This window comes from Klebsiella sp. RIT-PI-d, from assembly GCF_001187865.1.
In the GTDB taxonomy this organism is placed as follows: domain Bacteria; phylum Pseudomonadota; class Gammaproteobacteria; order Enterobacterales; family Enterobacteriaceae; genus Superficieibacter.
Window position 1 is genome coordinate 1,787,621 of the sequence record NZ_LGIT01000009.1, and the last position, 13,719, is coordinate 1,801,339.

Annotated in this window: 11 protein-coding genes; 7 read left to right on the forward strand and 4 right to left on the reverse strand. The window is 54.9% G+C overall.

Translation table 11 applies throughout. The features are described from left to right. The first annotated feature begins 1 nt into the window (after position 1). From AC791_RS14795 to yegS, 6 genes are all read left to right on the forward strand, one after another. Entirely contained in the window at positions 2-1,417 is a 1,416-nt protein-coding gene (locus tag AC791_RS14795) for an MFS transporter (protein WP_049841170.1), read from the forward strand. Further along, the gene (baeS, locus tag AC791_RS14800; protein WP_049841171.1) at positions 1,414-2,844 is read left to right on the forward strand and encodes a two-component system sensor histidine kinase BaeS; all 1,431 of its coding nucleotides are present in this window, start codon (positions 1,414-1,416) and stop codon (positions 2,842-2,844) included. Before AC791_RS14795 ends, baeS begins: the two co-directional genes overlap by 4 nt. Beyond that, positions 2,841-3,563: a two-component system response regulator BaeR gene (gene baeR / locus AC791_RS14805; RefSeq protein ID WP_049841172.1), complete on the forward strand. Its 723-nt coding sequence runs from the start codon at positions 2,841-2,843 to the stop codon at positions 3,561-3,563. The genes baeS and baeR overlap by 4 nt, the downstream gene beginning before the upstream one ends. 64 nt (positions 3,564-3,627) lie before the next feature. Further along, positions 3,628-4,341 carry a tetratricopeptide repeat protein gene (locus tag AC791_RS14810; RefSeq protein WP_049841173.1) on the forward strand — a complete coding sequence of 238 codons (714 nt, stop codon included), beginning with the start codon at positions 3,628-3,630 and terminating at the stop codon, positions 4,339-4,341. Positions 4,342-4,480: 139 nt separating this feature from the next. After that, positions 4,481-5,842 carry a tRNA 5-hydroxyuridine modification protein YegQ gene (gene yegQ / locus AC791_RS14815; protein ID WP_049841174.1) on the forward strand — a complete coding sequence of 454 codons (1,362 nt, stop codon included), beginning with the start codon at positions 4,481-4,483 and terminating at the stop codon, positions 5,840-5,842. 313 nt (positions 5,843-6,155) lie between these two features. After that, the gene (gene yegS / locus AC791_RS14820; protein ID WP_049841175.1) at positions 6,156-7,055 is read left to right on the forward strand and encodes a lipid kinase YegS; all 900 of its coding nucleotides are present in this window, start codon (positions 6,156-6,158) and stop codon (positions 7,053-7,055) included. Between the two features lie 19 nt (positions 7,056-7,074). Here yegS and AC791_RS14825 read toward each other — a convergent pair whose 3' ends face one another. The 3 genes from AC791_RS14825 to dalD all read right to left on the reverse strand — a co-directional run bounded on the left by AC791_RS14825 (position 7,075) and on the right by dalD (position 11,265). Further along, on the reverse strand, positions 7,075-8,355 hold the full coding sequence (locus AC791_RS14825) for an MFS transporter (protein ID WP_049841176.1): 1,281 nt from the start codon (positions 8,353-8,355) through the stop codon (positions 7,075-7,077). 69 nt (positions 8,356-8,424) lie between these two features. Continuing rightward, positions 8,425-9,888 (reverse strand): xylulokinase, encoded by a 1,464-nt coding sequence (gene xylB, locus AC791_RS14830; RefSeq protein ID WP_049841177.1) that lies wholly within the window; start codon positions 9,886-9,888, stop codon positions 8,425-8,427. A gap of 9 nt (positions 9,889-9,897) precedes the next feature. Further along, a complete protein-coding gene (gene dalD, locus AC791_RS14835; protein WP_049841178.1) occupies positions 9,898-11,265 on the reverse strand; it encodes a D-arabinitol 4-dehydrogenase in 1,368 nt (455 codons plus the stop codon). Positions 11,266-11,475: 210 nt separating this feature from the next. Here dalD and AC791_RS14840 point away from each other — a divergent pair, with 210 nt between their 5' ends. Continuing rightward, on the forward strand, positions 11,476-12,417 hold the full coding sequence (locus AC791_RS14840) for a sugar-binding transcriptional regulator (RefSeq protein WP_049841179.1): 942 nt from the start codon (positions 11,476-11,478) through the stop codon (positions 12,415-12,417). Between the two features lie 87 nt (positions 12,418-12,504). Here the strand turns inward: AC791_RS14840 and fbaB are convergent, their stop codons facing one another. Then, positions 12,505-13,557 (reverse strand): class I fructose-bisphosphate aldolase, encoded by a 1,053-nt coding sequence (gene fbaB / locus AC791_RS14845; protein WP_049841180.1) that lies wholly within the window; start codon positions 13,555-13,557, stop codon positions 12,505-12,507. Positions 13,558-13,719: the final 162 nt, after the last annotated feature.

Below are 13,719 nucleotides of genomic sequence, written 5' to 3' on the forward strand. Positions count from 1 at the left end.
CATGACTGAACTGCCCGCCAGCGTACGCTGGCAACTCTGGATTGTGGCATTTGGCTTTTTTATGCAATCGCTGGATACCACTATCGTCAACACCGCCCTCCCCTCAATGGCGCAGAGCCTCGGGGAAAGCCCGCTGCATATGCATATGGTGATCGTTTCCTACGTGCTGACGGTTGCCGTCATGCTTCCGGCGAGCGGCTGGCTGGCCGATCGTGTTGGGGTACGCAATATTTTTTGTACTGCAATTGTGCTGTTTACCCTTGGTTCATTTTTCTGCGCTCAGGCGGGCAATCTCAACGAACTGGTGATGGCGCGCGTGCTCCAGGGCATAGGTGGTGCCATGATGGTTCCCGTCGGGCGGCTGACGGTAATGAAAATTGTGCCGCGCGAGCAGTATATGGCGGCGATGACCTTCGTCACCCTGCCGGGACAGGTCGGCCCGCTGCTCGGCCCGGCGCTGGGCGGCGTGCTGGTAGAGTATGCCTCCTGGCACTGGATCTTTTTAATCAATATTCCGGTCGGCATTATGGGCGCAATCGCCACCTTACTGCTGATGCCTAACTATAAAATGCAGACCCGACGTTTTGATATGTCCGGGTTTATTTTGCTGGCGCTCGGCATGGCAACACTGACCCTGGCGCTCGACGGGCAAAAAGGTCTGGGAATATCCGCCCTGCCGCTGGCCGGGCTGGTGGTTATCGGTATTTTGTCGGTGTTACTTTATTTGCATCATGCCAAAGGTAACGATAACGCACTGTTTAATCTTAATTTGTTCAAAACACCGACCTTTTCTCTGGGGCTGGCAGGCAGTTTCGCCGGACGAGTGGGGAGCGGGATGCTGCCATTTATGACCCCGGTATTCCTGCAAATTGGCCTTGGCTTTTCGCCCTTTCATGCCGGACTCATGATGATCCCGATGGTGCTGGGCAGTATGGGAATGAAGCGCATCGTCGTGCAGGTGGTTAACCGTTTTGGCTATCGTCGGGTGCTGGTAGCCACCACGCTCGGGCTGGCGCTGGTCAGCCTGCTGTTTGTGAGTGTCGCGCTGCTCGGCTGGTTCTGGCTGTTGCCGGTGGTTCTGCTATTACAAGGAATGGTAAATTCAACGCGCTTCTCCTCAATGAATACCCTGACGCTGCAAGATTTGCCGGACGACCTTGCCAGCGGCGGCAACAGTATGCTGTCGATGATCATGCAATTGTCGATGAGTATTGGCGTCACCGTTGCCGGACTGCTGCTGGGGATGTACGGGCATCAGCATATTGCCATCGACAGCAGTACCTCACACAGCGTCTTTATGTCTGTCTATGTCAGTATGGCGGCGATCATTGCCCTGCCAGCGCTGATTTTTGCTCGCGTCCCGGATGACACCCGTAAAAACACGGTTATTGCCCGGCGTAAAAGGAGAAACTCGTGAAATTATGGCGACCCGGCATTACCGGCAAATTGTTCCTCGCTATTTTTGCCACCTGCATTTTGCTGCTGGTCACGATGCACTGGGCGGTGCGTTTCAGCTTCGAACGCGGTTTTATCGACTACATTAAGCGTGGAAATGAACAGCGCCTGCAAATGCTTAGCGATGCCCTGAGCGAGCAATATGAGCAGCACGGCAACTGGCAGTTTTTACGCAATAACGACCGCTTTATATTCCAGATCCTGCGCTCGCTTGAGCGGGATGGTGAAGATCATCCCCATCCCGGCGGGGGTCCGGATCGCGAGCCGGGGCCGGGAATGCCGCCGCACGGCTGGCGCACCCAGTTCTGGGTGATCGATCAACAGCAACAGGTGCTGGTCGGCCCTCGCGCCCCGGTTCCCCCGGACGGTACGCGACGGGCGATTACCGTTGACGGCCAGCACGTCGGAGAGGTCATTGCCTCGCCGGTTGAGCGGCTGACGCGCAATACGGATATCAATTTTGATCGCCAGCAGCGGCGCACCAGCTGGCTGATTGTCGCTCTGGCCACGCTGCTGGCGGCGCTGGCCACGTTTCCGCTGGCCCGTGGGCTGCTGGCCCCGGTAAAACGGCTGGTCGACGGGACGCATAAGCTGGCCGCCGGAGACTTTTCGACTCGCGTGGCGGCCAGCAGTCAGGATGAACTGGGCAAACTGGCGCAGGACTTTAACCAGCTTGCCAGCACGCTTGAGCGCAATCAGCAGATGCGCCGCGATCTGATGGCTGACATTTCTCATGAGCTGCGCACGCCGCTCGCGGTGCTGCGCGGTGAACTGGAGGCCATTCAGGACGGCGTGCGCAAGTTCACGCCGGAGTCGGTGCTCTCCCTGCAGGCAGAAGTCGGTACGCTCACTAAACTGGTAGATGATTTGCACCAGCTGTCTATGTCTGACGAAGGCGCGCTGGCGTATCAAAAAGCGCCGGTGAATCTCTTCCCGCTGGCAGAAATGGCCGCCGGCGCATTCCGCGAACGTTTCGCCAGCCGTGGCCTGACTCTGCGGCTGCTGCTGCCGGAAAGCGCGACGGTATTTGGCGACGGTGACCGGCTGATCCAGCTGTTTAACAATCTGCTGGAAAACAGTCTGCGCTACACTGACAGCGGCGGGCATTTGCTGATCACCGCAGTGATTAGCGCCACCCACGTGACGCTGGATTTTGCCGACAGCGCGCCGGGGGTAACCGACCCGCAGCTTGACCGGCTGTTTGAACGTTTCTGGCGTGCGGAAGGTTCACGTAATCGTGCCAGCGGCGGCTCAGGTTTAGGCCTGGCGATCTGTCAGAATATTGTCGCGGCCCACGGCGGTACGCTACATGCTGCGCACTCGCCGTACGGCGGCGTGAGTATTAAAGTACAACTACCGTTAGATCGCGATGGACAGAGGGATGTATGACTGCGTTACCGATTAATGATAAAACTCCGCGAATTTTAATCGTGGAAGATGAGCCTAAACTGGGTCAATTACTCATCGACTATCTGCTGGCGGCGAATTATGCGCCGACCCTGCTCACTGATGGCGATAAAGTACTGGCGTATGTCCGCCAGACCCCGCCGGATCTGATCCTGCTGGATCTGATGCTTCCCGGCACTGACGGCCTGACCCTCTGTCGGGAGATCCGTCGTTTTTCCGAAGTGCCTGTCGTTATGGTCACCGCAAAAATAGAAGAAATAGACCGCCTGCTGGGGCTGGAAATCGGTGCCGATGATTATATTTGCAAGCCATACAGTCCCCGTGAAGTGGTGGCGCGGGTCAAAACCATCCTTCGTCGCTGCAAACCGCAGCGTGAACTAAAAGCCCTTGATGCCCAAAGCCCGCTGATCGTTGATGAAAGCCGGTTTCAGGCCTCGTGGCACGATAAACTTCTCGATTTAACCCCGGCTGAATTTCGCCTGCTTAAAACTCTGTCGCAGGAGCCGGGGAAAGTCTTCTCGCGCGAACAGTTGCTGAACCACCTCTACGATGACTACCGGGTAGTGACCGATCGGACCATCGATAGCCATATCAAAAACCTGCGGCGCAAGCTGGAAGCGCTGGATGCCGAGCAATCCTTTATTCGTGCCGTATATGGCGTGGGATATCGCTGGGAAGCGGATGCCTGCCGATTAGGGTAGTTACGCTGCCCTCCAGCTTAGAGTATAACGACTGCCATCATCTACAACCCATAAGGATTTAACCATGCTGCCACGACGCTACGGAGTGTGTGCCCTGATGGTATTCTCATTTTGCGCCCAGGCTGAAGTCAGCGATCGGGAGTACGCCGAGGCCTGCGCCAAAATACCTGGCTATGCCCATCAGGGAGAAAGCGCGTATCAGGCGAAGAATTATGCCAAAGCCCGGGACGCGTTTGAATTACAGGCGATGTGGAGTGAAAGCTGCGAATATGATAATAAAGCGCTCGCGACCGCCTATAACAATATTGCGCTAACCTGGATCCGTGAAAAACAGTACCGTAAAGCGCAGGCGTGGCTTAACCTGCTGCCGCGCGATCCAAAATCGGTCTACAACCTTAATTTGATTAAAGATAAGCTGGCTGCCCTTCCCCCGTCGTCCAGCCCGGCCGGAGAGTACTGGCAATACGCTGGCGGTGCCGCCTGGAATACGCTTACCCTGAAAGCCGGAAAAAGCGCGGATCGGTATCAGGCCGATTTTATGGGATATTACTTCGGCATGACCGGAGCCTTATACGGGCCCAACACCGGCGAATTTTCCGCTCCTCTGACCTTAAAGGGCGGGAAAGGCGTGATTGCCTTGCGTGAGGCGGATTATATTCATTGCGATATTGCGGTCACCGCCACGCCTGACGCCATTGACTTAAAAACCGATAACCCCCAGGAGTGCGGTTTCGGGCATAACGTCGATGCTAACGGCCAATACGTGCGGGTTAACTAACATCCTCCTCCGTCAGCGAGGACGTAAGGTTTACTCCTTCCCTCGCTGGCGCTACAATTCCCGCCCTTAAAGTAAGGGAACCCCCTTCACCGCCTTATCAGGTAAGGCGGATCTGACCTGTCATCAGAACGAGAACATCATGTTTAAACCGGAACTCCTTTCGCCGGCGGGAACGCTGAAAAATATGCGTTACGCTTTCGCCTATGGTGCCGATGCGGTATACGCGGGCCAGCCGCGCTATTCGCTGCGCGTACGTAATAATGAATTCAACCATGAAAATTTGCAGCTCGGCATTAATGAAGCCCATGCGCTTGGCAAAAAATTCTACGTGGTGGTGAACATTGCGCCGCATAACGCCAAGCTGAAAACCTTTATCCGCGATTTAAAACCGGTAGTGGAGATGGGGCCGGACGCGCTGATTATGTCCGATCCCGGTTTAATTATGCTGGTGCGCGAGCACTTTCCGCAGATGGCGATTCATCTGTCGGTGCAGGCTAACGCCGTTAACTGGGCGACGGTGAAGTTCTGGAAACAGATGGGGCTGACCCGGGTGATCCTCTCCCGCGAACTGTCGCTGGACGAAATTGGTGAAATCCGCGAACAGGTGCCGGAGATGGAGATTGAAATCTTTGTTCACGGCGCGCTGTGCATGGCCTACTCAGGCCGCTGTCTGCTTTCCGGCTACATCAATAAACGCGATCCTAATCAGGGTACCTGTACTAACGCCTGCCGCTGGGAATATAACGTGCAGGAAGGCAAAGAGGATGACGTGGGCAATATCGTGCATAAGCATGAGCCGATCCCGGTGCAGAACGTCGAGCCGACCCTTGGGCTTGGCGCGCCAACCGATCAGGTGTTTATGCTGGAAGAAGCCAAACGTCCGGGCGAATACATGACCGCCTTCGAGGATGAGCACGGCACCTATATCATGAACTCAAAAGATCTGCGCGCCATTGCTCACGTGGAGCGTCTGACTCAGATGGGCGTTCACTCGCTGAAAATCGAAGGCCGCACTAAATCTTATTATTATTGTGCGCGTACTGCTCAGGTATACCGGAAGGCCATTGACGACGCTGCCGCCGGACTGCCGTTTGACGCCAGCCTGCTGGAAACGCTGGAAGGTCTGGCGCATCGCGGCTATACCGAAGGTTTCCTGCGTCGCCATACGCATGACGACTATCAAAACTACGAATATGGCTACTCCATTTCCGAGCGTCAGCAGTTTGTCGGCGAATTTACCGGCGAACGCAAAGGTGATCTGGCCGCCGTGGCGGTTAAAAATAAGTTTTCGACAGGCGACAGCCTGGAGCTGATGACCCCGCAGGGTAACGTTAACTTTACCCTCGAGCAGATGGTAAATACCAAAGGTGACGCCATGCCGGTCGCCCCGGGCGACGGACATACCGTCTGGCTACCTGTCCCCCGGGAGATGGCGCTGGATTATGCCCTGCTGATGCGCAATTTTAGCGGACAAAACACCCGCAATCCGCATGGTAATTAGTTTATTGACGTTATTTTTAGCGAGTAAATGAATCTTAGAATCGGATCACACATCGCTGTGTTTAATAAGGATATTATCCGTTCGCTGAAAAACATAACTCATAAATGCTCGTTGTACCAGGAACCACCTCCTTAGCCTGCGTAATCTCCCTTACGCAGGCGTATTTTTTCCTTCCGCCTATTTCAGCCTGTTCTTACGCGCGTTTCCCTTTCCTGAGATACACTTATATTCTGGAATTTGGGTCGCGATGACCGCGCCCCTTCCCTGAAAAATGACCACTATGTCAGCGCGTTGCGATAAGAGGCAAAAAAGGATGACCAATTTCCCCGCCAGTTTACTCATTCTGAATGGTAAAAACGCCGGTGATGAACTGTTACGCGAAGCCATTTATATGCTGCGCAACGAGGGTGTAACCCTTCACGTACGCATCACCTGGGAAAAAGGCGATGCGCAGCGTTATGTCGAAGAAGCCTGGCGTCTGGGCGTTGAAACGGTTATCGCTGGCGGGGGTGACGGGACGATAAATGAAGTGTCTACCGCACTGATCCAGCTTTCCGGGGAGAATATTCCGGCGATGGGCATCCTGCCACTCGGCACCGCCAATGATTTTGCCACCAGCGCCGGCGTACCGGATACGCTGGATAAAGCGCTAAAGCTGGCGATCGCGGGTAACGCGGTGGCAGTGGATATTGCCATGGTTAACGGTAAAACCTGTTTTATTAATATGGCGACCGGCGGGTTTGGTCCACGGATCACCAGTGAAACGCCGGAAAAATTGAAATCCGCGCTCGGTGGCGTTTCCTATCTTATTCACGGGCTGATGCGCATGGATACGCTGGCACCGGACCGCTGTGAAATTCGCGGTGAAAACTTTCACTGGCAGGGTGACGCGTTGGTCATTGGTATTGGCAATGGTCGTCAGGCTGGCGGCGGTCAGCAACTTTGCCCCGAAGCGCTCATTAATGACGGTCTGCTGCACCTGCGTATCTTTACCGGAGATGGCCTGCTACCGGCTATTTTTACTACCCTGACTCAGCCGGAAGACAGCCCGAATATTATCGACGGTACTTCATCCTGGTTTGAAGTCACCGCCCCGCATGAGATCACCTTTAACCTTGACGGCGAGCCGCTGCGCGGGGAAACCTTTCGCATTGAGATCCTGCCGGAAGCATTACGCTGCCGCCTGCCGCCGGACTGCCCGCTGCTGCGCTGACCGTCCGGCGGCACGGGTATCAGGACGCTTTTAATGCGCCGTCATCGGCATAACGGGTTTTGCGGGCAAAACCCGGCTGCTCAACGTCAATAAATGAGCACACGATAAAGGCTACGATATACAGCGCGGTATAGGCAATGACCACGCCAAGGGTGTCGAACCACGGCAGCAACACTACGGCGATAGCCGGTGCGAGGAAGTTAGACAGACCGGCGGAAAGGTTATAAACCGAAATTGCCGCACCGGTATGATTTGGCTCCAGCGCCGGAAACACCGCTGCCATCGGCACAAAAGCCGCGACAAAAATACCCAGCGAAATTGCCGGGATCAGCGCCATCGCAAAATTGTGCCCGGCCCACAGCGGAATGTAATAAAACGCGAGGCTGGACAGCGCCATGCCGATGCAGCCAAACCAGCGCACCACTTTCATCCAGCCCAGTTTTTCCGACACCACGCCCCAGAAAATATTAGAGAAGATGGTGGTAAAGAAGAACACCGCCCACACCTGAAGCCATTCAGACGTGGTAAAACCAAGTCTGTCGACAAACATCATCGGCATAATCACCGCGAAACCGAACAGTGACAGGGTATTGATAATCCGCACGATGCTGGAACACAAAATATTCTTGTTGGTGTACAGCAGCGTTACCGCGCGGCTTAACTCAGCAAACTTTTCCCGGGTCGAGAGATTATGCATTCGGGTCGGCGTCTTAACATTGCGCAGCGACACCATCGCGATCAGCCCGCCGGCGACGCAGAACGCCAGTGCCATCCACAGCGTGCCCAGTTCGCCCATCAGCGGAATAGTGAAGCTCGGAATATAGCTGCCAGCAACGCCAATTCCAATCGAGTAAACCGCCCAATACCATCCCAGCGCAGAACTGGCGCTTTCGCTTTTCACGTTGTGAATGATAATCACGATAAAGGAGTAGAGGAACAGCGGGTAGGCGAAGCCGCGAATGCCGTAAAACAGCAGGATCAGCGCATAGTTAGCATGACCAAGACCGAATACCAGAAACAGAACGTGGAAGATGGCCCACATCACAAAGCCAATCAACATGGTTTTTTGCGGAGTGATAATTTCAGCGACCACGCCGGAGATCCACGCTGACAGTGCTGCCGCCAGCCCATAAAGGGTAAAGGCAAACGACGCTTCTGCTGGCGTAAATCCGAGGCCGGTAATGTAGTGCGAAAGAAACGCCAGCTCAAATCCGTCTCCGGTCATAAATACCGCGATAGCGAGATAGCCCCATAACAGATTAAGCGGCAATCCCAGCCACTGATTATTGGTATTCGTCATAATTGCCTCATTTGTAGGGTATAAGGTTCTGGTGCCCTGCCCGCTGGCAGGACACCTTTTTTTTAAAAATTATGTATTCCGAAACCTGAGATCGTTTTGATAAAGCGCGTTGAACGTCTGATAACGCTGGCGCAGAAGGTCCTGACACGCGGCTGTCGGGGCGTAGACGTTATACACCTCCGGCTTTTTACAGACTGCTTCAATGGACTGACCGGTGGCGAGACAGGCCAGACGGGCCGCTCCCAGCGCGCCGCCGGTTTCGCCGCCTTTGTGGGTAACAATCGGCATGTCGAGGATATCAGCCAGCAGTTGCGCCCAGTACGGGCTGCGGGCACCGCCGCCCACCAGCGAACATTGTTCAATACGCGTTCCGCTTTGCTGGAGGACGCGTAACCCGTCGGCGATGCCAAAGCTCACGCCTTCCAGTACGGCGTAGCCCAGCAGGGCGCGATTAGTAGAATGCGTCATCCCGTAAAACAGGCCTTTGGCATTGGGATCGTTATGCGGCGTACGCTCGCCGGACAAATAGGGCAGAAACTGCGGCGCGCTGGCTCGCTGCTCATCGCTCAGTTCAGCGACCTCCTCCAGCAGAGCGGCTTCGGTGGTTCCCACCAGGCGGCAAAACCATTGCAGACAGCTGGCCGCGCTGAGCATCACGCTCATCTGGTGCCAGCGATCCGGCAATACGTGACAAAAAGCATGTACCGCCGACTGTGGCGCAGGGCGATAAGCGTCGTTGACCACAAATAAAACGCCGGACGTGCCGAGGGAAAAAAAGGCACCGCCGGGGGCGCCCCCCCCCACCCCAACCGCGCGGCCCGCTTTCCCCCCCCCCCCGCCCGCCACTACCACAGACGCATTTAACCCCCAGCGTCCGGCACCCTCTGGATCCAGCGAGGCAGAGACATCGCATCCCTCCACCCGCGCAGGCATATTGCAGCGCGCCAGTCCGCATTTTTCCAGCAGATAATCCGACCAGTCACGGCGGGCAACATCCAGCCACAGCGTCCCTGCCGCATCCGACATATCGGCAATTTTCCGCCCGGTCATTTTGAAGCGCAGATAATCTTTCGGCAGTAAAACCGTTTCCAGCCGGCGAAAGTTATCCGGCTCATGCTTGCGTACCCACAGCAGTTTTGGTGCGGTAAACCCGGGCATCGCCAGATTGCCGGCGATAGCGTGCAGTTGTGAAGCGGACTGTTCAAACTCCACACACTCCGCGGCGCTGCGGGTGTCATTCCAGAGAATTGCCGGACGGATCACCGCATCGTCACGATCAAGCAGCACTGCGCCGTGCATCTGCCCCGACAGGCCTATCGCTTTGATGGCGTTCCAGTGCGGAGCGCATTTTTCGCGCAGAGTGGCGATAACATACTGGGTGGCGTCCCACCACGCCTGCGGATCCTGTTCCGACCAGTGTGGATGGGGCCGCTGAATGGTCAGCGGCGCACTGTGGGTCGCAATGATGTCGTGATTTTCGTCAATCACCAGCCCTTTTACTTCCGAGGTGCCCAGATCGATGCCTAAATACATAGTCACCTCTCAAGCAATCAGGGAATAGACAGCGTTGATCTTTTCACGCAGCAGCGCGGCAAAATCGGCGTTATCCGCCAGCTCGCCAAACAGCGCGCGGTTGCGAACATAAATGGCTATCGGATCGGCGGCGTCAAACATCGCATGTACGGCGCGGGCATCAAGAATGCCGTCCTGATATTCATACGGCAGCTTGCCGTTATGCCACTGTTCCATAAAGACAAAAAACAGCGCTGGCAGCATGGCGGTGGCCTCCGGACGTACGCCGCGCTGATAGCATTCCAGCAGCGTAGGCGCGATCATTGCCGGGATTTTCGAAAAGCCGTCGGCCGCCACTCGCTGGTTGGTATCCTGAATATGCGGATTGGTAAAACGCTGTAACACCACATCGCGGTAGGTGGGCAGATCAATTCCATTGTTACCAAGGCAGGGAATAACGTCTTCGGTGACATAGCGGTCGGCGATGGCGTAGATGGCCGGGGTTAACGTGCTTTCATGAATATACTGCTGGCCAAGCAGCGTACCGGCCCACGCAATACAGCTATGGGAGGCATTAAGAATACGAATTTTGGCCTCTTCATAGGGAATAACGGATGCCACCATTTCGACACCCACGTTTTCGAGGGCGGGACGCCCGGCCTTAAAGTTGTCTTCAATGACCCACTGTATAAAGGTTTCGCCCATCACCGGGGCATTATCATCAATGCCGGTGCGCGCCTTAATACGCGCCGGCAGATCGGCGGCCGGACGCGGCGTAATGCGGTCAACCATCGTATTTGGGCAGGTAGCGTTAGCGTGTAACCATTCAACCACCGCGGTTTTACCGGTCAGGGTAAGGAACTCCACCAGCCCGTCATGAAAGCGCTCGCCGTTATGTCGGACGTTATCGCAGTTCAGCAGCGTTAATGGGCCAGCATTATTGGCAATACGCTGTTCAAGTATCCGCGTGATGGTGCCGTAAATCGTTTTCACGCCGCCGTTAAGATCGCTCTGAATATCAGGATTATTGACCTCCAGCTTATGAGCGGTATTAAGATAGTAACCGCTCTCAGTCACCGTAAATGCAATCACTTTGGTTGCTGTGTCAGCGCCAGTATTAATCAGCGGCTGTAAATCTTCCTGCCACGGCAGCAGGGTCTTAATGGAGGTGATTTCTTCGTAATCGCGCTCGCCCTGCGGGCTGACCGTCTCCAGCACATAGCGCCCGTTTTGCGCGATAAGCGCCGACACCACCTGTTCCGCATCATTGCGAATATTACCTGCGGCGATATGCCAGCGAGTATCACCTGAGGCGATGAGTTTGTGCAGATACCACGCCTGATGAGCACGATGAAAGGAACCCAGCCCGATATGTAACCACGTGAATTGATTGTTCATGACTTTGCTCTCCATTAAGGTTATGCCCTGAATGTACATGAGCAAAAGATTAGAAATAGAGCCGCAGATCACAAAAGAGCAAATGACCAGTAAAATTACTTTTGACCAGAAATGAACAAAACATTGCCTGATATCGCGGCAAGCGCCACAATGAAAAGGCATTTCAAGCCAGTAATGTTGCTACGTTGTTAACCTAAAGGTCTGAAAATAATAATGAAAGAAGATGACATCCGATTCGACCAGAAAGTGCGGGCAGCATGGATGTATTATGTTGCGGGACAAAATCAGAGTGAGATAGCCGCCCAGCTTGGTACATCGCGTCCGGTGGTTCAGCGCCTGATCGCCGCGGCGAAAGAGGAAGGCATAGTGTCTATCGGACTTCATCATCCGATTGCGGCCTGTCTTAATTATGCCTCGCTGCTGAAAGAGAAGTACGCGCTGCACGAGTGCAACGTCGTGCCCACGTTTGCCAGCGAATCAACCCTGGATAGCGTTTCTTACGGCTGCTATCAGCTCATGTCAAAATACCTGAAGGATGCCAGCGCGAAAGTGATTGGCGTCGGCTCCGGTCTGACGCTGAAGAAAACCATTAAGCGTATTGATTTTGAGAGCAAAAACAGTAAATGCGTGGCGCTGATCAGCGCGATGGATGAGAACGGGCAGTGTAACTACTACGATGATGTCCCTCTACTGCTGGCGCGCAAAATTCAGGCTAATTACTTTCAGTGGCCCGCCCCGCGCTATGCCAAATCGCTGCCGGAATACCAGATGTGGTCCACTACCCGACTGTTTGAAAGTGTCACCTCGGTTGCCGATCATGCGGATGTTATTTTTGTGGGCATCGGCCCGCTTGGCACGCAAAGCCCGATTTTTAAAGACGGTTTTATTAATACGACGCAGCTGGACGACCTACGCGAGCGCGGCGCCATCGGCGAAATCCTCGGGCGCTTTATTGATGCTGAGGGCCAGGTCGCGGAATCAGATAATAACCGGCTGATCACCAGCTATGATATCCGCCGCAACACCTGCCCACGGATTGCCGCCGCCTGCGGCGATGATAAGCGCCCGGTCATTCTGGCCGCATTAAAAGGCGGCTGGATCAATGGTCTGGTAACCGATGAAGGTACCGCACGCTGGCTGCTGACCCATTAAACTGCGGCGTCAGGTAACAAATAGTGGCGGGAAGAAGTGCAGGTGCTACCCGGTTGGCGCGTACGCGGACCGGGTAATACCTGACCGTCAGGCAATCGTCACGTTGCCATCCAGATACACATCCTGGACGGCGTTGATCAGTTTGACCCCGTCAGCCATTGATTTCTTAAACGCCTTACGCCCGAGGATCAGCCCCATTCCGCCGGCACGTTTATTAATTACCGCCGTGCGCACAGCATCGCCGAGATCGGTTTCGCCGCCGTCTGCACCGCCGGAATTGATTAATCCGGCGCGTCCCATATAGCAGTTCGCCAGCTGATAGCGCACCAGATCGATAGGGTTATCGCTGGTTAACTTGCTGTACACCCGATCGTCGGTGTAGCCAAACTTCACAGCTTTATAGCCGCCGTTATTCTCGGCCATTTTCTGCTTAACGATATCCGCGCCAATGGTTGCCGCCAGATGATTAGCCTGGCCGGTGAGGTCAGCCGACGCATGGTAGTCCACGCCCTCCTGCTTAAAGGCAGGGTTACGCAGATACGCCCACAGTACCGTCACCATGCCCAGCTCGTGTGCGCGTTCAAATGCGGCAGAGATCTCCTCAATCTGGCGACGTGACTGTTCAGAGCCAAAATAGATTGTCGCCCCTACCGCCACCGCTCCCATGTTAAACGCCTGCTCGACGCTGGCATACAGCGTTTGATCGTACTGCGTCGGATAACTAAGCGTTTCATTATGATTCAGTTTCATCAGGAACGGGATTCGGTGCGCATAGCGACGTGATACCGAGGCCAGTACGCCATAGGTGGAGGCCACACAGTTACAGCCCGCCTCCAGCGCCAGTTCAACGATATTTTTCGGATCAAAATAGAGTGGATTTGCGGCAAACGACGCGCCGGCAGAGTGCTCAACACCCTGATCGACCGGTAAAATTGACAGGTATCCCGTTCCCGCCAGACGTCCGGTATTATACAGTGTTTGCATATTTCGCAGCACGGCTGGCGGGCGATTGTTATCTATCATGACTCGGTCGACATAATCGTGTCCCGGCAGATGAAATTGGTCAGAGGGGATGGTCATACAACGATGCTGTAACAGGCTGTCGGCGTCTTTGCCAAGCAACTGCGCAATATCAGTCATAACGGTGCTCCGGTTTATTCCGACCTTGCGTCGGATGAGAATTTTTCTATTCCGCGTTATGCGGACAGCACTAAGTCTGGTCGCGGAATGGCTGTTTTTCCATCTTTATGCGCATTTTTGCTGCATTGACCTGGCAGCCTGCGTGGACAGTAAAACTGTTAA

What these genes read in the sequence shown, in the direction of transcription:
- AC791_RS14825 (WP_049841176.1), bottom strand. Translation starts at nt 8,355, where the DNA reads ATGACGAATACCAATAATCAGTGGCTGGGATTGCCGCTTAATCTGTTA.
- baeR (WP_049841172.1), top strand. Translation starts at nt 2,841, where the DNA reads ATGACTGCGTTACCGATTAATGATAAAACTCCGCGAATTTTAATCGTG.
- AC791_RS14810 (WP_049841173.1), top strand. Translation starts at nt 3,628, where the DNA reads ATGCTGCCACGACGCTACGGAGTGTGTGCCCTGATGGTATTCTCATTT.
- yegQ (WP_049841174.1), top strand. Translation starts at nt 4,481, where the DNA reads ATGTTTAAACCGGAACTCCTTTCGCCGGCGGGAACGCTGAAAAATATG.
- fbaB (WP_049841180.1), bottom strand. Translation starts at nt 13,557, where the DNA reads ATGACTGATATTGCGCAGTTGCTTGGCAAAGACGCCGACAGCCTGTTA.
- dalD (WP_049841178.1), bottom strand. Translation starts at nt 11,265, where the DNA reads ATGAACAATCAATTCACGTGGTTACATATCGGGCTGGGTTCCTTTCAT.
- yegS (WP_049841175.1), top strand. Translation starts at nt 6,156, where the DNA reads ATGACCAATTTCCCCGCCAGTTTACTCATTCTGAATGGTAAAAACGCC.
- AC791_RS14795 (WP_049841170.1), top strand. Translation starts at nt 2, where the DNA reads ATGACTGAACTGCCCGCCAGCGTACGCTGGCAACTCTGGATTGTGGCA.
- xylB (WP_049841177.1), bottom strand. Translation starts at nt 9,888, where the DNA reads ATGTATTTAGGCATCGATCTGGGCACCTCGGAAGTAAAAGGGCTGGTG.